25 protein-coding genes are annotated in these 24,707 nt (G+C 65.3%); 11 read left to right on the top strand and 14 right to left on the bottom strand.

Going from position 1 to position 24,707, the window contains the following annotated elements; genetic code table 11:
- Positions 1–2: 2 nt before the first annotated feature.
- The 4 genes from GGR17_RS09515 to GGR17_RS20485 are packed head-to-tail and all read right to left on the bottom strand — an operon-like array spanning position 3 to position 3,947.
- Positions 3–1,313, bottom strand: a complete 1,311-nt coding sequence (locus tag GGR17_RS09515; RefSeq protein WP_037205420.1) for an HlyC/CorC family transporter — start codon at positions 1,311–1,313, stop codon at positions 3–5.
- Between the two features lie 51 nt (positions 1,314–1,364).
- Entirely contained in the window at positions 1,365–2,297 is a 933-nt protein-coding gene (locus GGR17_RS09520; protein WP_054538787.1) for a site-specific tyrosine recombinase XerD, read from the bottom strand.
- The gene (locus tag GGR17_RS09525; protein WP_054538788.1) at positions 2,294–3,823 is read right to left on the bottom strand and encodes a hypothetical protein; all 1,530 of its coding nucleotides are present in this window, start codon (positions 3,821–3,823) and stop codon (positions 2,294–2,296) included. Before GGR17_RS09525 ends, GGR17_RS09520 begins: the two co-directional genes overlap by 4 nt.
- Entirely contained in the window at positions 3,813–3,947 is a 135-nt protein-coding gene (locus tag GGR17_RS20485; RefSeq protein WP_255353416.1) for a hypothetical protein, read from the bottom strand. Before GGR17_RS20485 ends, GGR17_RS09525 begins: the two co-directional genes overlap by 11 nt.
- A gap of 125 nt (positions 3,948–4,072) precedes the next feature.
- Here GGR17_RS20485 and GGR17_RS09530 point away from each other — a divergent pair, with 125 nt between their 5' ends.
- From GGR17_RS09530 to GGR17_RS09540, 3 genes are all read left to right on the top strand, one after another.
- Positions 4,073–4,618, top strand: coding sequence for a shikimate kinase (locus tag GGR17_RS09530; protein WP_082386580.1), 546 nt, complete (start codon positions 4,073–4,075; stop codon positions 4,616–4,618).
- A gap of 2 nt (positions 4,619–4,620) precedes the next feature.
- The gene (aroB, locus tag GGR17_RS09535) at positions 4,621–5,730 is read left to right on the top strand and encodes a 3-dehydroquinate synthase (RefSeq protein ID WP_054538790.1); all 1,110 of its coding nucleotides are present in this window, start codon (positions 4,621–4,623) and stop codon (positions 5,728–5,730) included.
- Positions 5,731–5,865: 135 nt separating this feature from the next.
- A complete protein-coding gene (locus GGR17_RS09540) occupies positions 5,866–6,273 on the top strand; it encodes a hypothetical protein (RefSeq protein WP_157445553.1) in 408 nt (135 codons plus the stop codon).
- Between the two features lie 109 nt (positions 6,274–6,382).
- On the opposite strand, the gene GGR17_RS09545 is transcribed toward GGR17_RS09540, so the two are convergent.
- Together GGR17_RS09545 and ssb are read right to left on the bottom strand one after the other, a co-directional pair.
- Positions 6,383–7,462, bottom strand: coding sequence for a site-2 protease family protein (locus tag GGR17_RS09545; RefSeq protein ID WP_054538792.1), 1,080 nt, complete (start codon positions 7,460–7,462; stop codon positions 6,383–6,385).
- 34 nt (positions 7,463–7,496) lie between these two features.
- The gene (gene ssb / locus GGR17_RS09550; protein WP_054538793.1) at positions 7,497–7,991 is read right to left on the bottom strand and encodes a single-stranded DNA-binding protein; all 495 of its coding nucleotides are present in this window, start codon (positions 7,989–7,991) and stop codon (positions 7,497–7,499) included.
- A gap of 243 nt (positions 7,992–8,234) precedes the next feature.
- Here ssb and GGR17_RS09555 point away from each other — a divergent pair, with 243 nt between their 5' ends.
- Together GGR17_RS09555 and GGR17_RS09560 are read left to right on the top strand one after the other, a co-directional pair.
- The gene (locus tag GGR17_RS09555) at positions 8,235–8,546 is read left to right on the top strand and encodes a PepSY domain-containing protein (protein ID WP_054538794.1); all 312 of its coding nucleotides are present in this window, start codon (positions 8,235–8,237) and stop codon (positions 8,544–8,546) included.
- A 146-nt stretch (positions 8,547–8,692) separates the two neighbouring features.
- The gene (locus tag GGR17_RS09560; RefSeq protein WP_054538795.1) at positions 8,693–9,277 is read left to right on the top strand and encodes a lytic transglycosylase domain-containing protein; all 585 of its coding nucleotides are present in this window, start codon (positions 8,693–8,695) and stop codon (positions 9,275–9,277) included.
- On the opposite strand, the gene GGR17_RS09565 is transcribed toward GGR17_RS09560, so the two are convergent.
- From GGR17_RS09565 to miaA, 8 genes are all read right to left on the bottom strand, one after another.
- Complete coding sequence (locus GGR17_RS09565; RefSeq protein ID WP_054538796.1) at positions 9,278–9,613, bottom strand: antibiotic biosynthesis monooxygenase family protein; 336 nt, start codon at positions 9,611–9,613, stop codon at positions 9,278–9,280. It abuts the gene before it with no gap.
- Positions 9,610–10,551 carry a DMT family transporter gene (locus tag GGR17_RS09570; RefSeq protein ID WP_173585961.1) on the bottom strand — a complete coding sequence of 314 codons (942 nt, stop codon included), beginning with the start codon at positions 10,549–10,551 and terminating at the stop codon, positions 9,610–9,612. The genes GGR17_RS09565 and GGR17_RS09570 overlap by 4 nt, the downstream gene beginning before the upstream one ends.
- Positions 10,552–10,646: 95 nt before the next feature.
- Positions 10,647–12,731, bottom strand: a complete 2,085-nt coding sequence (locus GGR17_RS09575; protein WP_054538798.1) for a dipeptide ABC transporter ATP-binding protein — start codon at positions 12,729–12,731, stop codon at positions 10,647–10,649.
- An 83-nt stretch (positions 12,732–12,814) separates the two neighbouring features.
- On the bottom strand, positions 12,815–14,215 hold the full coding sequence (locus GGR17_RS09580) for an ABC transporter permease (RefSeq protein WP_054538799.1): 1,401 nt from the start codon (positions 14,213–14,215) through the stop codon (positions 12,815–12,817).
- 14 nt (positions 14,216–14,229) lie between these two features.
- A complete protein-coding gene (locus GGR17_RS09585; RefSeq protein ID WP_054538800.1) occupies positions 14,230–15,315 on the bottom strand; it encodes an ABC transporter permease in 1,086 nt (361 codons plus the stop codon).
- Between the two features lie 119 nt (positions 15,316–15,434).
- Positions 15,435–17,093, bottom strand: a complete 1,659-nt coding sequence (locus GGR17_RS09590) for an ABC transporter substrate-binding protein (RefSeq protein ID WP_054538801.1) — start codon at positions 17,091–17,093, stop codon at positions 15,435–15,437.
- Between the two features lie 247 nt (positions 17,094–17,340).
- Positions 17,341–18,129 carry a helix-turn-helix domain-containing protein gene (locus GGR17_RS09595; protein ID WP_157445554.1) on the bottom strand — a complete coding sequence of 263 codons (789 nt, stop codon included), beginning with the start codon at positions 18,127–18,129 and terminating at the stop codon, positions 17,341–17,343.
- Between the two features lie 123 nt (positions 18,130–18,252).
- Positions 18,253–19,125: a tRNA (adenosine(37)-N6)-dimethylallyltransferase MiaA gene (miaA, locus tag GGR17_RS09600; protein WP_054538802.1), complete on the bottom strand. Its 873-nt coding sequence runs from the start codon at positions 19,123–19,125 to the stop codon at positions 18,253–18,255.
- 91 nt (positions 19,126–19,216) lie between these two features.
- Between miaA and pyrH the strand changes: the two genes are divergently transcribed.
- From pyrH to rseP, 6 genes are read left to right on the top strand one after another with little or no spacing between them, the layout of a single operon-like run.
- Positions 19,217–19,954 carry a UMP kinase gene (pyrH, locus tag GGR17_RS09605; protein ID WP_054538803.1) on the top strand — a complete coding sequence of 246 codons (738 nt, stop codon included), beginning with the start codon at positions 19,217–19,219 and terminating at the stop codon, positions 19,952–19,954.
- A gap of 58 nt (positions 19,955–20,012) precedes the next feature.
- On the top strand, positions 20,013–20,579 hold the full coding sequence (gene frr, locus GGR17_RS09610) for a ribosome recycling factor (RefSeq protein WP_037205448.1): 567 nt from the start codon (positions 20,013–20,015) through the stop codon (positions 20,577–20,579).
- A gap of 7 nt (positions 20,580–20,586) precedes the next feature.
- Positions 20,587–21,333, top strand: coding sequence for a polyprenyl diphosphate synthase (gene uppS, locus GGR17_RS09615; RefSeq protein WP_052071258.1), 747 nt, complete (start codon positions 20,587–20,589; stop codon positions 21,331–21,333).
- Entirely contained in the window at positions 21,333–22,124 is a 792-nt protein-coding gene (locus GGR17_RS09620; RefSeq protein ID WP_054538804.1) for a phosphatidate cytidylyltransferase, read from the top strand. The genes uppS and GGR17_RS09620 overlap by 1 nt, the downstream gene beginning before the upstream one ends.
- 3 nt (positions 22,125–22,127) lie before the next feature.
- Positions 22,128–23,306, top strand: a complete 1,179-nt coding sequence (gene dxr / locus GGR17_RS09625) for a 1-deoxy-D-xylulose-5-phosphate reductoisomerase (RefSeq protein WP_054538805.1) — start codon at positions 22,128–22,130, stop codon at positions 23,304–23,306.
- A 17-nt stretch (positions 23,307–23,323) separates the two neighbouring features.
- Complete coding sequence (rseP, locus tag GGR17_RS09630) at positions 23,324–24,661, top strand: RIP metalloprotease RseP (protein WP_054538806.1); 1,338 nt, start codon at positions 23,324–23,326, stop codon at positions 24,659–24,661.
- The last annotated feature ends 46 nt before the right edge of the window (positions 24,662–24,707 follow it).

Raw genomic sequence — 24,707 nt, forward strand, 5'->3', positions numbered from 1 at the left:
GATCACTCCAGCGGCCTGATCTTCAGCCGGGTGATCCGGTTGTCCTTGCGCGCGCAGACTTCGAAGCGGAAGCCGTGAAAGCTGAAGACCTGCCCTTCGGACGGGATCATCTGCGCCTCGTGGATCACCAGCCCGGCGACGGTGTTGGCCTCGTCATCGGGCAGGTTCCAGTCGGTGGCGCGGTTGAGGTCGCGGATCGTCATGGCGCCATCCACCAGGAAATGCCCCTCGTCGTCGGAGCGGCGGATCGGATGCTCGGCGTCGATGTCGAATTCGTCGGTGATTTCGCCCACGATCTCTTCGAGAATGTCCTCCAGCGTGATCAGCCCCTGCAGCGCGCCATATTCATCGACCACCAGCGCGAAATGGGTCCGGCGGCGCAGGAATTCGCGCATCTGATCGTCGAGCGTGGTGGTCTCGGGCACGAAGTAGGGCTTCATCGCCACGTCCAGCACCTTGAACGCCGCCAGCGCGTCGGCCGAGGCATCGGGCCCGCGCATCAGCTTGTTCATCGCCCGCAGCAGATCCTTGGCGTGGATCACGCCCACGATGTTCTCGGGTTCGTCACGGAACACCGGCAGGCGGGTGTGCGGGCTTTCCAGCGATTTCGAAAGCAGCACCTCGGGCGGCTCGGAGGCGTCCAGCATCTCGATGTTGGAGCGGTGCAGCATGATCTCCTCGACCGTGCGATCGCTCAGATCCAGCGCGCCCAGGATGCGGTCACGGTCTTCCTTTTCCACCACACCCTCGGAATGGCCAAGCTGAAGCGCGCCGGCGATTTCCTCGCGCACCGCCAGGATGTGGCTGTCGGGGTCGATCCGCACGCCGAACAGCGACAGCACCCCGCGCACCAGCGCGCGCACGGCCCCGACGACGGGCGAGAAGATCAGGATGATCAGCCGGATCACCGGCGAAACCCGCGCGGCGGCGGTTTCGGCATTGGTGATGGCATAGGTCTTTGGCAGCACCTCGGCGAAGATCAGCACCAGCAGCGTCATCACCAGCGTCGAAAGCGCCACGCCGGTATCGCCGAACATCCGGGTAAACAGCGAGGTGGCCAGCGAGGCCGCCAGGATATTCACCAGGTTGTTGCCCAGCAGGACCGAGCCGATCAGCCGCTCGTTATCCTCGGTGATCTTCAGCGCCGCCTCGGCGCCCTTCGACCCCCTGTCGGCCTGCGCGCGCAGCTTGCCGCGCGAGGCGGCGGTCAGCGCGGTTTCGGAGCCGGAAAAGAAGGCAGACAGGATCAGCAGGCCAAGGATGCCGGCGCAGGTCAGCCAGAAAGCGGTATCAAGGGCAGGGATGGTGGTCATGGGGGTTCCGGAAGCTGTTCATCCGACTTATGGGCGCGCCGCGCCGCGCGATCAAGAGACTGTGGGATCGCGCGCCAGCGGGTGATGTTCGAGCACCAGTTGCCTGAGCCGCTCGTCCAGCACATGGGTATAGATCTCGGTGGTGGAGATATCGGCGTGGCCCAGCAGCGTCTGGATCACCCGCAGATCGGCGCCGCCAGCCAGCAGATGGGTGGCGAAGGCGTGGCGCAGCGTGTGCGGCGTGACCTTGGCGGGATCGACCCCGCCCGCCACGGCAAGCTCCTTGATCAGCGCATAGAAGCGGTGCCGGGTCAGGTGGCCGTCTTTCGACCGTGTGGGAAACAGGAACCGGCTGGCCTTGCGCCCGTCGGCCTTGGCGGCCTCTTCGGCCGCGTCGCGATGCGCCAGCCAGGCGGCCAGCGCCGCGCGCGCCGGCGGCGACAGGGGCACCATCCGTTCCTTGCCGCCCTTGCCGCGGATCAGCAGCATGCGCGGATCGCCCCGCGCCGCCGACGCCGGCAGCGAGACCAGCTCGCTGACCCGCATGCCGGTGGCGTAGAGAAGCTGCATCAGACAGGTGTTGCGCAGCCGGTCGCGGCCGGTCCCGGCGGCATCCAGCAGCCTGTCCACCTCTTCGAGGCTCAGGGTCTTGGGCAGGCGCTTTTCCTTGCCGGGGCCCTTGATCTGCAGCGCCGGATTGTCGGTGCGCCATCCTTCGTCGAAGGCAAAGCGGTAAAGCTGCCGGATCGCCGACAGGCGCCGGGCGCGGGTGGCGCGGGCCAGCCCCTGGGCATCGCAGAAGATCAGATAGGCCTCGACATCCTCACGGCCGGCCGTGTCGAATGCCTTGGCCCGGCCTTCCAGCCAGCCCGCGAAATCCTTCAGATCGCGGGCATAGGCGAGCTGTGTATTGGTGGCCGCATCCAGCTCTGCGGCCTGGGCTTCCAGAAAACTCTGCACCCAGCGCGCGCTTTCGGGGGTCATCCGCGCCGCTCCAGAATCATCAGTTCCAGCCCGGCACGGCGCGCCACCTCTTCCAGCCCGACCCGGCGGAACAGCGCCAGGCCGTCGGTCACGTCGGTCACGTCGCCGCGCGCGCCGTCGCCGACAAGGCGGATCGCCTTGAGAATGGCCTCGCCGGTATTGCCGTCGCGCAGATTCGCGGCGAAGGCGGGGGCAAGCGGCGCGTCGGCAAAGGCCTCCTGCACCGCCATCGCGGTTTGCCCGGCGGCGCGCTGTTGCGACAGATCGCCCATGGCCAGCGCTTTCAGAAACGCCTCGGTGCTGTCCTGCGGCGTGTGGGCGCGGGCGATGGCTTCGTACCCGTCCGACAGCAGCCCGATGCGAAAGGCCAGCGCCGCCACCTTGCCGCTCAGCGGGATGCGGGCCAGCCGCTCGCCGTAAAGCTGCGCGAAAGGCGCCTCGAGCCCGGCCCCGGTGATCTGTTCCCAGGCCGGATGCAGCGCGTTGGCCACCGCGACCGGATCGCCCGACAGCACGGCGACGTCGAATTGCTGAACCGCCTCAACCCTGTCCCAGACCCCGCCGGAGGCGGCCGGGAGACGTTCGGTATAGACGCCCAGCAGCCGGTTGGGGGCGATGGCGCCGCTGCGGGCCAGGCGTTCGGCGGCCTCCACCCGCGGTTTCCACCCGGCGGTGGAGCGCAGGTCGGCCTGCGCGAAGGCCAGCGGAAGCGGCGCGGTGGGCAGCGGTTCGCCGATCGCCTCCATCATCCGAAAGACCAGCGGGCTGGGCCGGGGCGGGGCGGGCAGCGGGTCGGCCCCGTCGGCGAATTCGGGATCGAGAAAGCGCAGCAGCAGCGCGTCATCCTCGGGCGCGATATATCCCAGCGCCTTGCCCGTCTCCAGCGTCAGCATCGCGGCATTCCAGTCGCCACCGCGGGCCAGACAGAAGATGCGGGCGGGAAAGGTGGGGGCGATGCCCGGCGCGGCGCGCATGGCGGCGCAGGCGCGATCCTCGTGCCCGGTCAGCAGGGACACGTCGAACCAGCGGCGGAACAGCGCCGGGTCGGTCGGGCCGGCCCGCTCCAGCAGCGCCTGCGCCGCCTCCACCGCGCCGAGATCCAGCAACTTGTCGAGCCGGGCCAGCAGCAGGCGATCCTTGCCATCGGCATCCGCCGGCGGATCAAGCTCGGCCAGCAACAGCGTGTAGAGCAGGGCCTGCACCGAGGGCAGTGCCTCTACATGTGCCGCGCCGATCAGGCGGGCAAGCTCGGCCTCGGGGGTGGTGCCCCACAGGCCACGGGGCAGGCCGGTGGCCGCGGCGGGCAACAGGCCCACAGCATCGCGGCTGGGCGCGTCGAGCGCGGTGACGGTGATGGTTTCGGGCGCGGCGCTGTCGGCGACATCGGCTTCGCCCAAAGGGGCCGGAGCCCGCGGCGCGGAGACCGAGTTGGACAGCCAGTCGATCGCCGAAAGCGGCTCTTCGGCCCTCAGGCCGGTGCCCCCAAGGGCAAGGCCAAGCGCCAGAACCGCGATGTTAGTCCGCATCCAGTGTCACCGGTTGTCTGACTTCCTGTCTGTCCGGACGCAGATCGCCCAGATAGGCAAAGCCGACAAGCGCGACAAAGCCCAACAGAAGAAGAAGAACAAGCGCCTTCAGAATTCGCCCCATAATGCCTGCCTTTATTGCCCCGCTTCTGCGGTGTGATGAATTAATGCCGATTATATATGGAATTCCGGCCGAGTTCACGCCATTGAGGAACGAAATTTGAAATACTTGGCGAGAGGTTGCCCAACTTGGGCTGGCGGTTGAAGAAAACGGTGGTGATGGTCGGCATGATGGGGGCCGGAAAGACAGCGGTCGGCACCAGCCTTGCGCGGCGTCTCGGGGTTCCGTTCCTGGACAGTGACGAAGAGATCGTGAAAGCCGCCAACATGTCGATCGCCGAGATTTTCGCACGCGATGGCGAGGCGTTCTTCCGGCGCAAGGAATCGCAGGTGATTTCCCGCCTGCTGGAAACCGAGCGCTGCATTCTGTCCACCGGCGGCGGCGCGTTCCTGTCGGAGCAGAACCGCAGGGCGATTTCCGAAAAGGGGGTGGCGGTCTGGCTGAAGGCCGATTTGCCGCTGCTGTGGAACCGGGTGCGCCACAAGGACACCCGACCGCTGCTGCGCACCTCCGATCCCTACCGCACCCTGAGCGAGATCTACGAGGCGCGGGTGCCATTCTACGCGACGGCCGATCTGGTGGTGGAGGCGCGCGACGAATACTCCGTGGATGACATGGCCGACGCGGTGATCGACGCGCTGAAGAAACGGCCCGACGTGTTGGGGAAGGATTGAGCATGGCGCTGGAAACCGTACAAGTGCCGCTGGGCGACCGGGCCTATGACATTCGCATCGACACCGGGCTGATCGCCCGCGCCGGGGCCGAGATCGCCCCGCTGCTGCACCGGCCGCGCGTTGCCGTGCTGACCGACGAGAATGTCGCCGCCCTGCATCTCGAGCCGCTGCGCGCCGGGCTGGCGGCTGCCGGCATCGACATGGCCGCGCTGATCCTGCCGCCGGGCGAGGCGACCAAAAGCTGGCCGCAGTTCACCCGCGCCGTCGAATGGCTGATCGAACAGAAGGTCGAGCGCCGCGACGTGGTAGTGGCGCTTGGCGGCGGGGTGATCGGCGATCTGGCCGGGTTCGCGGCGGCCGTCCTGCGCCGCGGGGTGCGGTTCGTACAGATCCCGACCTCGCTTCTGGCGCAGGTCGACAGCTCGGTCGGCGGCAAGACCGGCATCAACTCGCCCCACGGCAAGAACCTGATCGGCGCGTTTCACCAGCCCTCGCTGGTGCTGGCCGACATTGCCGTTCTGGAAACCCTGCCACCGCGCGATTTTCTGGCGGGATACGGCGAGGTGGTGAAATACGGGCTGCTGGGCGATGCGGCGTTCTTTGACTGGCTCGAGGCCGAGGGTCCGGCGCTGGCCCGGGGCGATCGCGCCGCGCGCGCCCGTGCGGTGCGCCGGTCTTGCGAGATGAAGGCCGACATCGTGGTGCGCGACGAGACGGAGCAGGGCGACCGCGCGCTCTTGAACCTGGGCCACACCTTCTGCCACGCGCTGGAGGCCGCCACAGGCTATTCCGATCGTCTGCTGCATGGCGAAGGCGTGGCCATAGGCTGTGCGCTGGCCTTTGATCTGTCGTCGCGCATGGGGCTGTGCAGCCAGGAAGAGCCGTCACGCGTGCGTGCCCATCTGGCGCAGATGGGCATGAAGAAAGACCTGTCCGACATTCCCGGCGCGCTGCCCGATGCCGATGCGCTGATCGCGCTGATGGGGCAGGACAAGAAGGTGCTCGACGGCAAGCTGCGCTTCATTCTGGCGCGCGGGATCGGCGCGGCTTTCGTGACCTCCGACGTGGATCTGGGCGCGGTCCGGTCGGTGCTGGCGGACTCTGCCGCCTGAGCCTACGCTGCTTGGCAGAAATCTTGATGTGGATCATGGCTGCCCCGTGGTGGCGCCGATAGCTCTTTGCGCACAGCCCGATAACTGGGCATGCGGGGCAGCACGACGTCTGTCACTTCATAGATGGAACATCCGATGTCGGACATCATCACCAAATACAGCATCAAACTGCGCGAACTTCTGAAAGATAGCGAGGCCCGGCTCAAATCGGTCTCTGCCAGGATCGCCGAAAGCGCCGAGGATGCGCGCGATGTGGCCGCAGAGCAGCTTGAGGTGTTGGAAAAGAACGCGGAAAAGGCTCAGGCATCGCTCAAGACCGCGCGGGATGACGTGGCCAACTGGCTCGACGATCCCGAGGAAAAGGTAAAGGCGTGGATGCACGAGCGCGATGTCGCGCGCCTTGAGGGGCGCGCCAAGCGGGCCGAGCGCTATGCCGAGGCCGCATCCGAAGTGGCCAAGGCCAGCATGGAATCCGCCGAAATGGCGACCCTGCAGGCAAAGCTGGCCCGGATGGACGCCGAGGCGGCCAAGGGCGAGGCCTGATCTTTCGAAGCATCGCGCCACGTTGCCGATGCCGTTATGCCCTGGCGCCATGCGCCGGGGCATTTTCTTTTGCAATCAATTGACTGGGCGGCGACTCTCAGGCCGCGCCTCAGCGCTTGCGGCCGCTGATCACCATCAGCTCGCCGATATTCTCTCGGGTGATATAACCGATCATCCGGCCCGCCTGATCCGTCACCGCCACGGCGGGGGCATTGCCCTGGGACAGCCCGTCGAGCGCCTTGTCGAGCCGCGCGGTCAGCGCCACCGAGGGGATGCCCGTGGTCACGATGTCGGCCATTTTTCGCGGCGGCTGATCGCCCGCGGCGGCCTGGAAAATCGCGTTGCGGGTGACAAACCCTTTCAGCGTGCCATCGCTGTCCAGCACCGGGAATTCGTGCTGCGTGGTACGGATCAGCGCGGCCGACGCCGCCTGTATCCCGTCGTCGGGCCGCAGGCTTTCGAAGGCGGTGATCATCGCCTCGCGCGCCAGCAGGTTTTTCGCCATGTCGCGCAGGGCCACATCGGAGCTTTCGGCCGCCGCCGCCATGAACACGAAAATCGCGATCAGCAGCAACACCGGGTTGCCCGAGGTGAGGCCCAGAAAACCCAGGGCGAAGGCCAGGAACTGGCCCGCCGTGGCGGCGATCCGGGTGGCCTGCACCCGGTCCATGAACAGGGCCAGCACCGCGCGGAACACGCGGCCGCCATCCATCGGGAAGGCGGGCAACAGGTTGAACAGCGCCAGGAACAGGTTCACCGCCGCCAGACGGCCCAGAAAGCTTTGTGCCGGGTTTTCGATCGCCGCCAGCGCCTCCAGCCGGGTTTCGACACCGAAGATCAGCGCCAGAACAAGGTAGATCACGATGTTCACCGCCGGCCCGGCCAGCGCCACCGTGATTTCCTGAAGCGGCTTTTCCGGCATCCGTTCCAGCCGCGCCATGCCGCCGATAGGCAAAAGCGTGACATCGGGCGTCTTGATCCCGTAACGGCGCGCGGTCAGCGCATGGCCGAACTCATGCGCCACCACGCAGGCGAAAAGCGCGATCACGAACAGGATGTTTTCCACCGCTGCCGGCGTGCCGCCTACCATATAGGCCGCCGCGCCGATCCACAGCAGCAGCAGAAAGAAGGTGGCATGCACCCGAAGCTCGGTGCCGAACAATCTGCCGATGGGAAAGGACCAGGTCATGGGCCGCGCCTTTTGTCAGGGAAGACGGAGGGACTCAGAACGGGATTTCGTCATCCAGATCGCCTGCCGGCGCCGGGCCCGAGGGGCCGCCGCCGAAATCACGCTCCGACCGGCCGGAATCGTAGCCGCCGCCATAGCCGCCACCCTGACCGCCGCCGCCACCGCCGCTGCTTTCGCCGCGGCTATCCAGAAGCGTCAGCTCGCCCTTGTAGGGGCGCAGCACAACCTCTGTCGAATAGCGGTCGGCGCCGCTCTGATCCTGCCATTTGCGGGTTTCGAGCTGGCCCTCGATATACACTTTCGAGCCTTTGCGCAGATATTGCTCGGCGATCCGCGCCAGAGGTTCCGAAAAGATCGCGACCGAGTGCCATTCGGTCTTTTCCCGCCGCTCGCCGGTGTTGCGGTCTTTCCAGTTTTCGGATGTGGCGATCCGCAGGTTGCAGACCTTGCCGCCATTCTGAAAGCTCCGCACCTCCGGGTCTCGGCCCAGGTTGCCCACCAGAATTACCTTGTTCACCGATCCAGCCATGCGTCGCTCCCGTAGAATCCGTTCCGTTTGTCTGCTCCGGTTACACCATCCCGGCAAGGTTAATGGAAGGTGAAACTTCGCGGGCAGGGCCCCGCATTTGTGGAAAACCGCGCGTAAACCGAAGATATACGGCCGCCGTCCGGCCCGGCCTCCATCCTCCGGTTTATTCCCGAACCCCGGCGCGGCAGCCAGTTTGGCCCCAGCGCCGGACTGACCCGGCTGCATATGACAGGAGCCTCGAACATGCGCTTTCCCACCTTTCGCACCATCACCCTGACCGCCGCGGCGACCCTTGTCGCCGGGGCCGCCCTGGCCAGCGGCGCCGAACGCTCGCGCGGCGAGACCGCCGGGCAGGCGCGCAGCGGCTATACCGAACAGATGCGCCACGAAAACACCGAGCGTGTCCGCACCCGTCTTAAGGCCGATGGCTACGAGCTGCGCAGGCTCGAGCAGGAAGACGGCCGGTTCGAAGCCCACGCGCTGAAGAACGGGAAGCGGTTCGAGCTTTACCTCGACAAGGGGCTGAACATCCTGCGCAGCAAGGCGGACGACTGATCACGGCAAAGGCGCGCGGCAGCCGATCCGCCGCGCGCTGACGGCCGGCCCCGGGGCCATCGGCATAAACCCGCCGCTCTCGGGGCTGGCGGCGTGGCGATTTCACGTTATGATGGCGCGCAAGAAAAACCCCGGGGGACGGTGTAATGCGCGCAGCACAGGTGCTTGCCATCGCGGCAATCGGTCTGTTTTCAACGCAGGCCGGGGCCGATACCACGGTCAGTTCCAAGGCGCGCGCGCTTTTGTTCCAGTCCCAGACCCGGCTGCTCGATTCGCGCGCCGCGTCGCAATATTCCAGCTCCGACCGTCTTCAGCCCGCGCGCGTGAATGTGCCGGGCCGCAGCAGCCCGTCTTACAGCGGCGCCTACAAGGGCGCGTATCTGGAGGTCGCAAGGGCCGCCGCGCGGCGGCACGGGGTGCCCGAGGATCTGTTCCTGCGCCTGATCCAGCAGGAAAGCGGCTGGAACCCGCGCGCCAAAAGCCACAAGGGCGCCATCGGGCTGGCGCAGCTTATGCCCGGCACCGCCCGCCACCTGCGCGTCGATCCGCATGACCCGCATCAAAACCTCGACGGCGGCGCGCGCTACCTGCGCCAGCAATACGATACGTTCCGCAACTGGCGGCTGGCGCTGGCGGCCTATAACGCGGGGCCGAAAGCGGTGGAAAAGCACGGCGGCGTGCCGCCTTATCGCGAGACGATGAATTACGTTCAACGCATCTGGGGCAGCTGATCAGCGCCCCTCGGGGCCCTCATACTGCCGTTCCACCTTTGCCACCCGCAGCGTGTAATGGCTGTACCAGCGCTCCTTGCCCAGTTTCTGCGCCAGCGCGTGTTGGGCCACGGTCTTCCACGCCAAAAGCGCGGCCTCATCCGCCCAATAGCTGACGGTAATACCGGGGCCATCCGTCGTGCGTGCGGAATCGACGCCCAGATAGCCGGGCTGCTGCGCCGCCAGCGTGGCCATACGTTCGGCCATGGCGTCATACCCCGCGAGGTCATCGCCTTGCAGCGAGGCAAAGATCACCGCGTAGCAGGGCGGTTGGGTCAGGGGGCAAAGCAGGGTCATTCGGGGCTCCTGTCGGGGCGGCGGGCGGGGAGCAGCCGCAGGATACGGCCATCCATCGCGGCCAGACCAGCGGCGATCAGCGCCATGCCCGCCAGATGCCGCGGCGCCAGCACCTCGTCCAGCACGGCGATTCCCAGAATAATCGCACTGACCGGCACAAGGAAGGTCACAAGCGAAAGGTTGGTGGCCCCCGCGCTGGACAGGATGCGGAAATACAGCACATAGGCCAGCGCGGTCGACAGCACCGCCAGCCCCGCCAGCGCGCCCAGCGTTTCAGGGCCGGGCAGAGGCAGCGTCCAGGGCCGGTCGATCAGCAGCATCAGCGGCCACAGCATCACGCTGGCGGCGGTGACCTGCCCGGTGGCGGTGGCCAGCGGCGCCACCCCGAGCGCGCGAAACCGGCGCCCGAAGATACCCGCAAAGGCATAGGACAGCGCCGCCGCAAGGCAGGCCAGCTGCGCCAGAACATCCCGGCCCAGCGCCGCCATCGCTCCGCCGCCGATCATCACCGCGACCCCGGCCAGCCCGAGGGCGACCCCGGCCAGGCGCGGCGGCGTGAGCTTTTCATCGCGGGTCAGCACATGCGCCACGAGCACGGTGAACAGCGGCGTGGTGGCATTCAGGATAGACGCCACGCCCGAGGCGATATGCGACTGGCCCCAGACGATCAGGCTGAACGGGATCACGTTGTTCAACAATCCCATGCCGAAAAAGGCGGCCCAGATCCGCGGCGCGCGCGGCAGGCGCACCCCTGCGATCCTGCAGATCGCGATCAACACCAGCGCGGCCAGGCTGACGCGGCAGACCACAACGGTGAGGGTGGGCAAGTCGCGCACCGCGAGTCCGTTGAAGAAGAACGACCCGCCCCAGAGCAACGACAGCGCGATCAGCATCGCCCATTCGGCGGGAGACATCGGTCTGGCGGCGGGCTGTGACATGGTTTGCCTGTATCTATGGGGCGTCCTTCCCCAAAAAGGCCATCACGCCGTGCCGCACAACCCGCTTCCTGCGCATTGGGGCAGGCGCGCGCCGGTTATTCCGCCGCGAGCTTGATGACCGGCTCCATCGTGGCCAGTTCGTCGTCCGGCAGGTGGCATTTCATCTGATGCCCGCCCTCCAGCACCCGCATCGGCGGCACCACTGTGTCGCACAGATCGCCGGGCACCCGGTCCTTCCAGCCGCAGCGGGTCTGGAAAGGGCAGCCGGGCGGCGGGTTCATCGCCGAGGGGATATCCCCCTCCAGCACGATGCGCTTTTTATGAACGCTGGTGTCGGCGATCGGCACGGCAGACAAAAGCGCCTCGGTATAGGGGTGATAGGGCGGCGTAAAGACCTGTTCGGTCGTTCCCAGCTCGACCACATGGCCCAGATACATGACCATGACCCTGTCGGACAGATAGCGCACGATGCTGAGGTCGTGGGAGATGAACAGGAGGGTCGTCTTCTCTTCGCGCTGGATATCCATCAGAAGATCGGTCACCGCGGCCTGCACCGAAACGTCGAGCGCCGAAACAGGCTCGTCCGCCACCACGATCCGGGCACCGCCGGCAAAGGCGCGGGCGATGCCCACGCGCTGTTTCTGCCCGCCCGAAAGCTGCCTCGGCATCCGGTTGGCGAAAGCGCGCGGCAGCTTGACCAGATCGAGCAGTTCCAGCATCCGCGCGCGGCGGGCATCCTCGCTGTCGCCGACGCCGAAGATCTCCAGCGCGCGCATGATCTGGCGGCCGACGGTCATCGACGGGTTCAGCGTGTCGAACGGGTTCTGGAACACCATCTGGATATCCGACACCGTCTTGGTGCCGCGCTTCTGAATCGGGATGTCCTGTATCTCGCGGTTATCGAGCAGGATGGTTCCGTCGGTGGCGGTTTCAAGCCCCATCAAAACCTTGGCGAGCGTGGATTTTCCGCAGCCGGATTCACCGACGATGGCCAGCGTCTCGCTCTCGCGCGCCTCGAAGCTGAGGGTCTCGTTCGCCTTCACCACCCGGGTGTTGCCCCCGCCGAACAGGGCATTGGCCGCGACCTCGTAATATTTCTTCAGGTCCTCGACCTTCAGAACCACGTCGCCCACCTCGGCCTTGGCCTGTTTCGGCGCGGCCACCGGCGGCGCGGTCCAGTCGATCTCTCGGAACCGGATGCAGCGGGTTTCGTGCCGGTCGTCGCCCCGGACACGGACCATGGGAATATCCTGGGCATCGCAGCGCCCGGCCTCGAAATAATCGCAGCGGGGGCCGAAATTGCACCCCGGCGGGCGCTCGTGCGGCAACGGGAAATTGCCCGGAATGGCGACCAGCGGATGCGCGTTCTTGTCGGCCCCGGGCAAGGGGATCGAGCGGAACAGCGCCTGGGTATAGGGGTGCTGCATCTCGTCGAACACATCCTCGATCGAGCCGGTCTCGACCGCCTCGCCGGAATACATCACGCACAGCCTGTCGCAGGTTTCCAGAACCAGCCCCAGATTGTGAGAGATGAACAGCATCGACGTGCCGTATTTGCGGCCCAGATCCTTGACCAGATCGACGATGCCCGCCTCGACCGTCACATCCAGCGCGGTGGTGGGCTCATCAAGGATCAGCAGGCTGGGCTTGGACATCAGCGCCATGGCAATGACGATGCGCTGCTGCTGCCCGCCCGAAAGCTGATGCGGATAGCTGTTGAGGATGCGCCGGGGATCGGGCAGGCGCACATCCTCGACCACCTGCAGCGCCAAGGCGCGGGCCTCTTGCGCGGATTTGCCCTCGTGGATCATCGGCACTTCCATCAGCTGCTTGCCGATCTTCATCGCCGGATTCAGGCTGGCCATGGGCTCCTGATAGATCATCGCGATTTCAGAGCCGCGAATGTGGCGCAGCTCTTCGGCGCTCATCTCGTTCAGATCACGGCCCTTGAACCGGATCGAGCCGCCGGTGATGCGGCCGTTCACGCCCAGATCCTGCATCACCCCCAGCGCCACAGTGGATTTGCCGCAGCCGGATTCGCCGACCAGGCCCATCGCCTCTCCGGGTTGTACGGTGCAGGAAAAATCCATCACCGCCGGGATTTCCCGCAGCCGGGTGAAAAAGCTGATCGACAGATTGTCGATCTCCAGGATCGGGCCGTCATAATCCCATTTGGTCATGGTCTTTTCCTTTCGCGCGGTCCGGGAAAAATCTTCACGAAGATTTTTCCGGCAGAAGATTTTTCGTGAAAAATCTTCATGGCTCAGTCCTTCAGGCTTTCTTCACGCAAACCGTCGGCAAGCAGGTTCAGCCCCAGCACCAGGCTCATCAGCGCCAGCGCCGGCGGCAGGGCCGGGTGCGGATAGATCGACAGCAAGCGCCGCCCTTCGTTGATGGTCGATCCCCAGTCCGGGCTCTCGGGGCTCACGCCAAGGCCGAAAAAGCCCAGCGTGCCCAGCAGGATGGTCGTGTAACCGATGCGCAGGCAGAAATCGACGATCAGCGGCCCGCGCGCGTTGGGCAGAATCTCCCACAGCATGATATACCACGCGCCTTCGCCGCGGGTCTGGGCCGCGGCCACGTAATCGCGGGTGTGGATGTCCATCACCAGCCCGCGCACGATGCGGAAAACAGTGGGCGCGTTCACGAACACCACCGACACGAACACGATCAGCACGTTGCCGGGCATCGAGATCAGGCCGAACGGATCCGCGTCGAAGGCCAGACCGACATAGAGCCAGCCGCCGAACAGCACCGTGACCGCGACCAGGATGTTGCGTGTCACCGGCCGGGTGAAATAGCGCGAGTTCCACATGATCAGCAGAAACAGGATCGGGAACAGAAACAGCACCGCCGCCATATATGTGGGGATGCCGGAGGCCACGATCTCGGGCGTGACCAGCAGATAGAACAGAAGGATCACCGGGAAGGCCAGCACCAGGTTGGCGATGAACGACAGCACCGTGTCGAGCTTGCCGCCGAAATAACCCGCGGGCAGGCCCAGCGTGATGCCCACCATAAAGGCGAAGAGCGTGGCCGCCGGCGCGATCTTCAGTACCGCGCGCGCGCCCATCACCATGCGGCTGAACACGTCACGGGCCAGGTTGTCGCCGCCCAGAAGGTAATAGGGGAAACCCCCGCCGTCGCCCGGCACCGTCACGCCGGGGCTCTTGTTCTTGAGCCCGGAAATCACCTGAATGGGATCGTGGGTGGCGATCATGTCGGCGAACAATGCGGTGAAGACCCAGAACATGACCAGCGCGAAACCGACCATACCGATCGGGCTGTCGAACAGCTTGCCATAGAGGCCCAGCCGGCGCTTGAACGTGATCGACAGCGCGAAGGTGACCAGCAGCGCAATCCAGACCGGCAGGAACCGCGTCACGACATGGCCGATGATACCCTTGGCCGGCCCCTGAAGGGCGATGCCGCCGACAATCCAGATCAGCACCACCGCGACGACGCCGAGGAAACTGTATTTCGCAAGGCGTCCGGCCATCACGGCCGGGCCGCCCGTTTCCTCTCCATACCCGGCGCGGGCGGGGGCGGGCAGGGCGATGGCCAGGGCGATTTGCGCCACCACGGCGATGACGAAGAGCAGGGACAGCCCCGCCAGAAACGGGGTGAGGGCGCTCAGGCTGCCTGTCCAGGTCAATGGCTCCATGTCCGGGCCCTCCTTTACGATATGCGGATGCGCGGGTTCAGGAAGACATAGCCGATATCGGAAATCAGCTGTGTCACCAGAACCACGAGCACCGCGACGATCGAGCAGCTGAGCAGCAGTTCGATGTCATTGTTCGATGCGGCCGAGACAAGCGTCCAGCCGAATCCCTTGTAGTTGAACAGCGTCTCGACGATCACCACACCGGTGAGAAGCCAGGGAAACTGCAGCATGATCACCGTGAACGGCGCGATCAGCGCGTTGCGCAGCGCGTGTTTCAGAACGATGTTGCGGAAGCTTACCCCCTTCAGCCGGGCGGTGCGGATATACTGCGCCGTCATCACCTCGGCCATCGAGGCACGGGTCATCCTGGCGATATAGCCCATGCCGTAGAGCGCCATGGTGGCCACGGGCAGGGTGAAATTCTCGAATGTGATGCCGTCCATGGCGCTGGTGGCAGAGCCCTTGAACAGGGTTTTCCCCTCGATCCAGCCCCAGCCGTTCAGCAGCGGACCCAACCCGATCCGCGACGAGGCCAGCAGCGCGATCAGGATGACGCCCGAAACATATTCCGGCGTCGCGGTGGAGGCGATGGACAGGGTGGAAAGCGACCGGTCGAGCTTGGTGCCCTCGCGCATCCCGGCCAGCACGCCGATGATCAGCGCCAGCGGCACCATCACGATCATGACCCAGAACATCAGGATGCCCGTCAGCCGGAGCCGCGTGCCGATGATGCCCGAAACATCGGCGCGGAACACGGTGGAATAGCCGAAATCGCCCTGAAGCACGCCACAGAACCGGGGCGCGGATTCGACCGGTGTGTTGAAATCGATGCAGCGCCCGGTGGTCTTGCCGTCCTCATCCACCCGGGTCCAGCCGGGCACCACGCCGAGCCATTCGCCGTAGCGCACGAGCATCGGGTTGGCATAGCCGTTCTTTTCCAGCCAGCCTTCGACCTCGGCTTCGGTCATCCGCGCGTTGCCTTGCGTCTTGGCCAGCTTTTCCAGGTTTGGTGCAAGGTTGGTCAGCAGGAAAACCAAGAATGTAAGGCAGATCGCGGTTAGGATCATCACCCCGACCCGTCTGAGTATGAACAGTCCCATATGTCCCCCTGTGGGTGAAACGCGGCGGGCCTTTGCAGAGGGGCGCGAGCGGGCGCCGTCAGGCCGGACGTATCAGAAAGAAGGGGGCGGTCGGCGCCGCCCCCTCCGATTGGTCAGGCTCAGGCCCAGCCAAGATAATGGATGTTGATCTCATCCTTCTGGTGGCGTTCGCCGTTGACGACGCCTTCCTTGGTGTGGCGGTAGACAGAGCGCCAGTAGGGCTGAATGGTCACGCCCTCTTCCTGCATGATCTGTTCGATCCGCTCCATCAGCACGCGCCGCTCGTCATGATCGGCGATGGCCAGCGCCTGCTTCAGCAGGTCGTCGAATTCGGCATTGGCAAAGCCGGACTCGTTCCAGGCCTCGCCCGACCGGTAGGCCAGCGCCAGAACCTGCACGCCCAGTTCCCGGCCGTTCCAGTTGGTCGAGCTGAACGGGTATTTCGTCCAGTCGTTCCAGAAGGTCGTGCCCGGGATGACCGTACGCTTGACCTTGAAGCCGGCATCGCGAAGCTGCGCGGCCAGCGCGTCGGTGGTGTTGCGGCGCCAGTCATCGTCGATGGAAATCAGCTCATGCTCGAAATCCATCATGCCTGCCTCTTCCATCAGGCGCTGCGCCTCGGCGACGTCCTGCTTGATCGGCGGCAGTTCGAAATATTCGGGGTGGATCGGCGCGACATGGTGGTTTTCGGCCGGGGTGCCGCGGCCCGAGTAGCCCAGTTCCAGCAGCACCGCGTTGTCGACGGCCAGTGCCAGCGCGCGGCGGACGCGCACATCGGCATAGGGTTTCATGCCATCGACCTCGGCCAGCTGGTTCGGGCGCAGCGTGATCGTCGAGGCGGTTGCGATTTCCGATTTCACCCAGCCGATCGCGTCGAAGATATCGACGAATTCACCAACGGAATCATAGTTCATGTCGAACTCGTCGGCCTCGGCGCCGGCGACGGTGGCGGCGGGGTCGGTGCCCAGATCGATGAACTCCACCCGGTCAAGATAGGCCTCGCCCCAGTAGGTGTGCTCGGTGTTCTTTTCCTGAACCGACTTCACGCCGACCTCGTATTCGGTGACCTTGTAGGCCCCGGTGCCGACGCCGTGATCCATCGGATTGGTGCCGATCAGGTCTTTGTGCTGCACGGCGGCGGGATAGTCGGCGATACCGGCGATGATGGTGATGTCCGAGGTCGGCAGCGTCAGCTTGACGGTCAGCGGATCGACGATTTCGATCGACCCTTCGATGGCCTTGCCGGTGGTCTCGTCCACGAGCGAGCTCATGCGGGCGGCCATGGAATTGCCCTCGACGGTCTTGTCGGTCCAGCCGTGGAAATTGGCGGCCACGTCTTCGGCGGTGAAATCGTCGCCGTTGTTCCATTTCACACCGGGGCGCAGGTGCAGCATGTACTCGGTGGCGTCGTCATTGACCTCCCAGCTTTCCAGCAGCATGCCCTTGAACGTACCGTCGCGGCGCACCTCGACCAGATATTCAAGGAAGCCGCGGGTCAGGTTGCCCATCTGGCTGAAGTCATAGCTGCGCGGATCCTTCACCGCCAGCACCTGCATCTGAATGCGCAGGCTGCCGCCCATCTTGGGCTTCATCTCGTGCGACGCGGCGTTGGCCTCGGCGGTCAGGCCGCCAAGCGCGTAGATCGTCGCCGCCGAGGCGCCAAGGGTGGAGGCGCGGGCGAGAAACTCGCGGCGGCTAAGCTTGCCGGCTTTGAATTCCTCGGCATACATGCCGACTGCGGGGTGCAGCGGTTTGCCGTTGATTGTCGGATGAGTCATCTTTTTCTCCCTGCGAGAGTTTGTGCATTTCTGTGATCTAGCGTTCCCGGCCGCCGCATTCGGCGGGGTGCCCCGCGCGCCGGCGTTGCATGCCAATGCCTTTCCGGCGCCATTCGGCACCAGTTCCCGACACGCGTCAACGCCCGGATTCGCCATGCTGTGGTCTGAAAACGACATTGACGCGCAACAAAAACGACATCACCCCGTTTTGCAACCCAATGCAGCGAAAATAAAACCTTTATCCGGCTCAGTGGCCGGTGCGGAAACTGCGCGGGGATTGCCCGCAACGGCCCTGAAACGCCCGCGTGAAATAGGCCGGAGACGCGAAACCGAGCTCTGCCGCGATCTGTTTCACCGGCTTGCGCGTGTCGGCCAGCAGGCGTCGGGCCTCTGAAAACTTGCGCTCCGCCAGGAATTCGGAGGCGGTGCTGCCGCAGGTCTGCTTGCAGACGCGGGTCAGGTGGGTGGAGGTGACGCCAAGCCTTTCGGCATAGTAGGACACGCCGCGGCCGGTGTGAAAATCCTTTTCCACCAGTTCGCTGAACCGGCGCGCCAGTCTGCGGCTGGCCGAATTGGCGGCAAGATCGTCTTCCTGCTGCTGCATCACCCGTTCCAGCCAGACCGACAGCAGGCCGGCATAGGCCTGGATCGAGCGTTCGCGGCCCGGGCGGTCGCCATCCGCCTCGCGTTGAAGCTGATCCAGGATGCCGGTCAGTTCGGCCTGGGTCTGGGCGTCGCGGATGCGCAGGTGAACCGGCCGCTCGGGGAAGGGCGGGCCGGAAAGGCGGCCCAGAAACAGCGCGGTGCCGAAGACCTGCGCGCCCAGTTCGAACGCGTACATGGTGCCGGCGGGGATGAAGACGGCGTTATGGGCACCGAAGCCGCGCGCGGTGCCGCCGACCGTGAGCCGGCCCTGACCGCGCGTGAACCACAAGAGTTGATCCGACGAATAGCTGCGCATCGCGCCCGCGCGCCAGCGCCCGCCCTGTGTCAGCAGGGAAATCGGAGACAGGCGAATTCCTGTGTCATGCATCATGGCGGCCCCCCGGCCCAGTGCGTCTTGAATATGGCCGGAGTCTAGCGGCGCGCTGACCAAAGGGAAGCCGGAACAATGTATGAAAAGTGATGTTTGGAACGCCTGTTGTGCGTCGGCGACAGGTTATTGTGCCGAAATCTGCTGCCATTCCCGCATTCTTGCACGAAACCATGTGCGCTGCCGTTTGGCGTATTGGCGCGAGGCCGTCTTGGCGCGGGCGGTTGCCTCTTCGAGAGACAGTTTGCCCTGAAGATGGGCGATCAGCTCGGGCGCGCCGATGGCTCTGGACGACAGATGCGCCGGGTTCCAGCGGGCAAGGTTGGCGCGCACCTCGTCGAGCACGCCGTGGCGCAGCATGGCGTCGAAGCGCCGGTCGATCCGCGCGGCCAGCCAGTCACGGTCGGCCTGCAGCACGAAGGCCTGGGCACGGGCCAGCGGCAAAAGCGCCGGCGGCGTTTGCGCCTGCCAGGCGGCCAGACCCTTGCCGGTGGCCTGCAGCACCTCCCACGCGCGCTGCACCCGCATCGGGTTCAGCGGATCGACCCGCGCCCGGGTTTCGGCGTCCAGCTCGGCCAGAAGCGCCTGATGCCCTTCGGCCAGCCTGCGCCGGTCGGCCAGGGCGCGCAGATCGGCCGGGGTTTCGGGGATCTCGGCCAGCCCTTCGGTGAGCGCGGTGAAATAGAGCCCCGTGCCGCCGACGACGATCGGCCGCGCCGCCCCGGCCAGAATCGGCGCCACCTCGCGCAGCCAGTGGCCCACGGAATAGTCGGCGTCATAGGGCACGTGGCCATACAGGGCATGCGGCGCGCGGGCCTCTTCCTCGGGGCCGGGGCGGGCCGTCAGGATGCGCCAGTTCTCGAAAACCTGCAGCGCATCGGCATTGACGATAACGCCGCCCTCCGCCTCGGCCAGGGACAGTGCGAGGGCGGATTTGCCGCTGGCGGTCGGCCCGGCGATCAGGACCGGGCGCGCGGGATCTGTCTTTGGCAGGGGCAATGCGCGGCTGGCCTCGTGTTATCCGTTGAACCTTTTGTGCTTTTCCGACATTTTGCGCCCGAGGCCAAGTATAGCACCGGGACAGGATCATATGAGTGACGCCAGGACCAACAAACCGACGCGCACCTACAAGCGGGTTCTTCTGAAAATCTCCGGTGAGGCGCTGATGGGCGATCAGGGTTTCGGGCTGCACCCGCCCACGGTCGAGCGCATTGCCCGCGAGGTGAAAAGCGTTCACGACATGGGCGTCGAGATCTGCATGGTCATCGGTGGCGGCAACATCTTTCGCGGCCTTCAGGGCAGCGCCCAGGGCATGGAGCGGACGACCGCCGATTACATGGGAATGCTGGCCACGGTGATGAACGCGCTGGCCGTGCAATCGGCGCTGGAGGGCGTGGGGGTCTACACCCGCGTGGTGTCGGCCATTCCGATGGATCAGGTGTGCGAGCCCTATATCCGCCGCCGCGCCGTGCGGCATCTGGAAAAGGGCCGCGTGGTGATCTTCGCCGCCGGCACCGGCAACCCCTATTTCACCACCGACACCGCCGCGACCCTGCGCGCCAATGAAATGGCCTGCGAGGCGATCTTCAAGGGCACCAAGGTGGACGGCGTCTATGACAAGGACCCGGTGAAACACGCCGATGCGAAACGCTATGACGAAATCACGTATGACGACGTGCTGGTGAAGAACCTGAAGGTGATGGATGCGTCGGCCATCGCGCTGGCCCGCGACAACAACCTTCCGATCATTGTCTTCTCTCTGGACGAACCCGGCGGGTTCGTCGGGATCCTGGCCGGGGAAGGCACCTATACAATCGTACACGGATGACGCTATAGCAGGGGCAGCCCGCCAAGAGGCGCCGAACGACAAGAAGCGAGTGAAGAGCATGGCAGACGAAGAGATTGAAGTTGATCTGGACGACCTGCAGCGCCGGATGGACGGCGCGATGGCGGCACTGAGGCAGGAATTCGCCTCGCTGCGCACCGGCCGCGCCTCGGCGTCGATGCTGGAGCCGGTGATGGTCAATGCCTACGGATCTCCGACCCCCATCAACCAGGTCGGCACGGTCAACGTTCCCGAACCGCGCATGGTCACGGTGAATGTCTGGGACAAATCGCTGGTCGGCGCCGTCGAGAAGGCGATCCGCGAGTCGGGGCTGGGCATCAACCCGCAGACCAACGGCACCATCATCATGCTGCCGATCCCCGAGCTGAACGAAGAGCGCCGGCGCGAGCTGACCAAGGTCGCCGCGCAATATGCCGAACACGCCCGCGTTGCCATTCGCAACGTGCGCCGCGACGGCATGGATCAGCTCAAGAAAGCCAAGGCCGGCGGGATGAGCGAAGACGAGCACAAGATCTGGTCGGACGAGGTTCAGGAGCTGACCGACGCTGCCATTTCCAAGGTGGATACCGCATTGGAAACGAAGCAACAGGAGATCATGCAGGTTTAACCCGGGCATGAACGGGAAAGGAAATTTGTTGGCCGCCAATTTATCACAAGGGCAGGGACCGACCCATGTCGCCATAATTATGGATGGCAATGGGCGTTGGGCGCAACGTCGCGGTCGCCCGAGGCTGTTTGGCCATCAGGCCGGTGCCAAGCGTGTGCGCGAAATCGTCAACGCCTGTCCGGAACTGGGTATTCAGTATCTTACCATTTTCGCATTCTCGACCGAAAACTGGCAACGGACCCAGGCCGAGGTGACCGGCCTGATGACGCTGTTCCGGCGCTATATCCAGAAAGAGGCGCAATCGCTTCTGCAGGAAGGGGTGCGGGTGCGGTTCATCGGTGACCGGGACAGGCTCGATGTCAAGCTGGTGCGCCTGATGGATCATCTGGAGGATCTGACCAAGGAAAACGATCTGGTCCACCTGACCATCGCGTTGAACTATGGCGGCCGCGACGAGGTCGCCCGCGCCACCAAGCGGCTGGCCCATGAAGTGGCCGCCGGACGGCTCGACCCCGATGATGTGGATGCCGTCACCCTTGCGCGCTTTCTGGATACCTGCGTGCTGCCCGACCCCGATCTGGTGATCCGTACCAGCGGCGAGGCGCGGATTTCCAACTTTCTGCTGTGGCAGTCGGCCTATGCGGAATATGAATTCACCCCGATCCTGTGGCCGGATTTCACCCGGGATTGCTTTGCAGAGATCGTGGCGCGCTTTTCCGGCAGGGAACGCCGCTATGGGGCGATCGGCGTCTGATGACCCAACCGGGACAATGGGGCGATCTGCGCAACCGGCTGATTTCCGGCGCGGCGATGGCGGCGGCGGGGGTTGTGCTGATCTGGCTGGGCGGGCCGTGGTTCACCGGGCTGGCGGCGCTGGTCAGCGGCGTGATGATCTGGGAACTGTCGCGAATCGTCGTTCCCGCGAAAAAGACCGAGGCGATCGTTCTGGGCCTTCTGGGCGCGGTCGCCGTGCTGGCCGCGCGCGAGGTGCCCGGGGTTTATGCGCTGCCGGTGCTGGCGGTACCGGCCTTGCTGGGCGTCGCGCTGCTGCAGCGGACGCCGCTGATCTTCATGGCCTTCGCGCTTGGCATTCTGGTGGCGGGCTACGGGCTTTCGGGGTTTCGCGATGCCTATGGCGTGGTCTGGCTGTTCTGGCTGGTGCTGGTGGTGATCGCCACCGATGTATTCGGATATTTCGCCGGCCGCCTGTTCGGCGGGCCCAAGTTCTGGCCGCGCGTCAGCCCCAAGAAGACCTGGTCGGGCACAATCGCGGGCTGGGTGGCGGCGGCCCTGATCGGCCTGCTCTTCCGCAGCTTCACCAACGCCGGACCCGATCTGCCGTGGATTTCGGTGGCGCTTTCGCTGGCCAGCCAGATGGGCGATATTGCCGAAAGCGCCCTGAAGCGGAAGATGGGCGTCAAGGACAGCTCTGCGCTGATCCCCGGCCATGGCGGGCTGTTCGACAGGTTCGACGGGCTGCTGGGCGCCGCGCTGTTCATGCTTTTGGTGGCGCAGCTTGTCTATGTGCCAGAGGTCAGGTTCTGAACCATGCGGCGTGTCACGATCTTCGGCTCCACCGGCTCGATCGGGGTTAACACCATCGACCTGCTCACGCGGCAGGGCGGGGCGGCGGCGTTTGACGTGGTCGCGCTGACCGGCGGGCGCAACGTGGCGCTTCTGGCCGAGCAGGCGCGCGCGCTGAAGGCCCGGCTGGCGGTAACCTGCTATCCCGAATGCCACGATGCGCTGCAGGAGGCGCTGGCCGGATCGGGGATCGAGGTTGCCGCGGGGGCGGACGCCGTGGCCGAGGCGGCGGAGCGGCCGGCGGACTGGTTCATGTCGGCCATCGTCGGGGCCGCGGGGCTGATTCCCGGGCTGAAAGCGCTGGAGCATGGCACCACTCTGGCGCTGGCCAACAAGGAAAGCCTTGTCACCGCCGGGCCGCTGCTGATGGCCACGGCGCGGGCGCATGGCGCGCGGATCCTGCCGGTGGACAGCGAACATTCGGCCATCTTCCAGGCGCTGGTGGGCGAGAAGATGGAGGCGGTCGAGCGCATCATCATCACCGCGTCGGGCGGCGCGTTCCGCGACTGGCCGCTGGAAAAGCTTGCCACCGCGACACTGGCGCAGGCGTCGAGCCATCCGAACTGGGACATGGGGCAGCGGATCACGATCGACAGCGCCTCGATGTTCAACAAGGCGCTGGAAGTGATTGAAGTAAAGGAATTCTTCGGCATCGCGCCGGACAAGATCGAGGTGCTAGTGCATCCTGAATCGCTGGTGCATGCGCTGGTGGGGTTCCGCGACGGGGCGCTGATGGCGCATCTGGGCGCGGCCGATATGCGCCATGCCATCGGCTATGCGCTGAACTGGCCCGAGCGGGCGGAGCTGCCGGTGGCGCGGCTTGATCTGGCGCGGATCGGGCAGCTGAATTTCCGCGCGCCCGATCCCGTGCGCTATCCCGCGCTTGATCTCGCACGGGACGTGATGCAGGCGGGCGGTCTGGCGGGGGCGGCGTTCAACGCGGCCAAGGAACGGGCGCTGGACGGGTTCATCGCGGGCGAGATCGGATTCATGCAGATGGCGCAGGTCGTCGACACGGTTTTGGACAGGCTTTTGGGCGAATCTGGTCTCACTAATGCCCGGTTCGATCTTGATAACATCATCCAGATGGACCATCTCGCCCGGAGCAGGGCCGGGCAGACCATCTCGGAAATTCGATCTTAACGCGAAAAGGATGACGCGTGGATATTGTCGCTTCGATCCCGTCTTTCGGGAATATTCTTTATACAATTGGGGCTTTTGTTGTTGCGCTTAGCGTGATTGTCGCGGTCCACGAATATGGTCATTACATCATCGGCCGCATTTCCGGCATTCATGCCGAGGTTTTTTCAATCGGGTTCGGGCCCGTGCTGTTTTCGCGCGAAGACAAATGGGGCACGAAATGGCAGATCGCGGCGCTGCCCTTCGGCGGCTACGTGAAATTCCTGGGCGACGCCAACGCCGCCAGCGACAGGGCCAGCGAAACCCTGGCCGACATGGAGCCCGAGATGCTGCGCCACACGATGCACGGCGCGCCGCTCTGGGCGCGCTCCGCCACCGTGGCCGCCGGGCCTGTGTTCAACTTCATCCTGTCGATCGCGGTGTTCACCGGGGTTCTGTTCATCCGGGGCGAGGCGATCGAGCCGCCGACCGTCAGCACGCTGGCGCAATTGCCGGCAGAGGTCGGCGCGCTGCGGCCGGGCGACCAGATCCTGGCCATGAACGGGATCGAAACAACTGATTACGCAGCGTTTTACGATGCCGTCGCCGCTCTGCCGGTGGCCCCCTCGATCGACTATCGCGTGTTGCGTGACGGGGCGCAGGCCGACGTGTTCGGCCCGTATCCGTTCCCGCCGCTGATCGACGCGTTGCAGCCGGGCTCGGCGGCGATGGACGCCGGCCTGAAGGTGGGCGATGTGGTGACCTCGATCGACGGCACCCCGATCGCCGCCTTCAGCCAGTTGCAGGAGATCGTGACCGGCTCTGACGGGCGCGCGCTTGTGGTCGAGGTCTGGCGCGATGGCGCGCCTCTCGAATTCACGCTCAGCCCGCGCCGGGTTGACCTGCCGCTGCCAGAGGGCGGGTTCGAAACCCGCTGGCTGATCGGGATGACGGGGGGCCTGTTCTTCGAGCCCGCGACGCAGACACCGGGCGTGGTATCGGCCCTGACTTACGGCGCCGAGCAGACCGTCTATATCGTGCGTTCCAGCCTCTCGGGGCTTTACAACATGCTGACCGGCGCGATCAGTTCGTGCAACCTGCGCGGCCCGCTGGGCATCGCCGAAACCTCGGGCGCGGCCGCCAGCCAGGGCTGGATAAGCTTCATTTGGTTCATCGGCGTACTGTCCACCGCGGTGGGGCTTCTGAACCTGTTTCCGATCCCGGTTCTGGATGGCGGGCATCTCGTCTTTCATGTGTTCGAGGCGTTGTCGGGCCGGCCGCCCAGCGACCGGGCGCTGCGCATCCTGATGACGGCAGGGCTGAGCATCATGTTCGCGCTGATGGCCTTCGCGCTGTCGAACGATCTGTTTTGCCCGTAAGCCACCGTTAACCCGCCGCAAAGCTGCCATATTGCCCGCCTAGATT

The sequence above is a fragment of the Actibacterium naphthalenivorans genome, from assembly GCF_014196965.1.
GTDB lineage: Bacteria > Pseudomonadota > Alphaproteobacteria > Rhodobacterales > Rhodobacteraceae > Actibacterium_A > Actibacterium_A naphthalenivorans.

Coding starts and splice junctions, on each gene's coding strand:
- GGR17_RS09575 (WP_054538798.1), bottom strand. CDS start 12,731: ATGACCAAATGGGATTATGACGGCCCGATCCTGGAGATCGACAATCTG.
- GGR17_RS09595 (WP_157445554.1), bottom strand. CDS start 18,129: ATGATGCATGACACAGGAATTCGCCTGTCTCCGATTTCCCTGCTGACA.
- GGR17_RS09585 (WP_054538800.1), bottom strand. CDS start 15,315: ATGGGACTGTTCATACTCAGACGGGTCGGGGTGATGATCCTAACCGCG.
- GGR17_RS09525 (WP_054538788.1), bottom strand. CDS start 3,823: ATGCGGACTAACATCGCGGTTCTGGCGCTTGGCCTTGCCCTTGGGGGC.
- GGR17_RS09540 (WP_157445553.1), top strand. CDS start 5,866: ATGTCGGACATCATCACCAAATACAGCATCAAACTGCGCGAACTTCTG.
- dxr (WP_054538805.1), top strand. CDS start 22,128: ATGCGGCGTGTCACGATCTTCGGCTCCACCGGCTCGATCGGGGTTAAC.
- GGR17_RS09590 (WP_054538801.1), bottom strand. CDS start 17,093: ATGACTCATCCGACAATCAACGGCAAACCGCTGCACCCCGCAGTCGGC.
- uppS (WP_052071258.1), top strand. CDS start 20,587: ATGAACGGGAAAGGAAATTTGTTGGCCGCCAATTTATCACAAGGGCAG.
- frr (WP_037205448.1), top strand. CDS start 20,013: ATGGCAGACGAAGAGATTGAAGTTGATCTGGACGACCTGCAGCGCCGG.
- GGR17_RS09565 (WP_054538796.1), bottom strand. CDS start 9,613: ATGACCCTGCTTTGCCCCCTGACCCAACCGCCCTGCTACGCGGTGATC.
- pyrH (WP_054538803.1), top strand. CDS start 19,217: ATGAGTGACGCCAGGACCAACAAACCGACGCGCACCTACAAGCGGGTT.
- GGR17_RS09580 (WP_054538799.1), bottom strand. CDS start 14,215: ATGGAGCCATTGACCTGGACAGGCAGCCTGAGCGCCCTCACCCCGTTT.
- GGR17_RS20485 (WP_255353416.1), bottom strand. CDS start 3,947: ATGGGGCGAATTCTGAAGGCGCTTGTTCTTCTTCTTCTGTTGGGCTTT.
- GGR17_RS09515 (WP_037205420.1), bottom strand. CDS start 1,313: ATGACCACCATCCCTGCCCTTGATACCGCTTTCTGGCTGACCTGCGCC.
- GGR17_RS09570 (WP_173585961.1), bottom strand. CDS start 10,551: ATGTCACAGCCCGCCGCCAGACCGATGTCTCCCGCCGAATGGGCGATG.
- GGR17_RS09560 (WP_054538795.1), top strand. CDS start 8,693: ATGCGCGCAGCACAGGTGCTTGCCATCGCGGCAATCGGTCTGTTTTCA.
- aroB (WP_054538790.1), top strand. CDS start 4,621: ATGGCGCTGGAAACCGTACAAGTGCCGCTGGGCGACCGGGCCTATGAC.
- GGR17_RS09545 (WP_054538792.1), bottom strand. CDS start 7,462: ATGACCTGGTCCTTTCCCATCGGCAGATTGTTCGGCACCGAGCTTCGG.
- ssb (WP_054538793.1), bottom strand. CDS start 7,991: ATGGCTGGATCGGTGAACAAGGTAATTCTGGTGGGCAACCTGGGCCGA.
- GGR17_RS09620 (WP_054538804.1), top strand. CDS start 21,333: ATGACCCAACCGGGACAATGGGGCGATCTGCGCAACCGGCTGATTTCC.
- GGR17_RS09555 (WP_054538794.1), top strand. CDS start 8,235: ATGCGCTTTCCCACCTTTCGCACCATCACCCTGACCGCCGCGGCGACC.
- GGR17_RS09520 (WP_054538787.1), bottom strand. CDS start 2,297: ATGACCCCCGAAAGCGCGCGCTGGGTGCAGAGTTTTCTGGAAGCCCAG.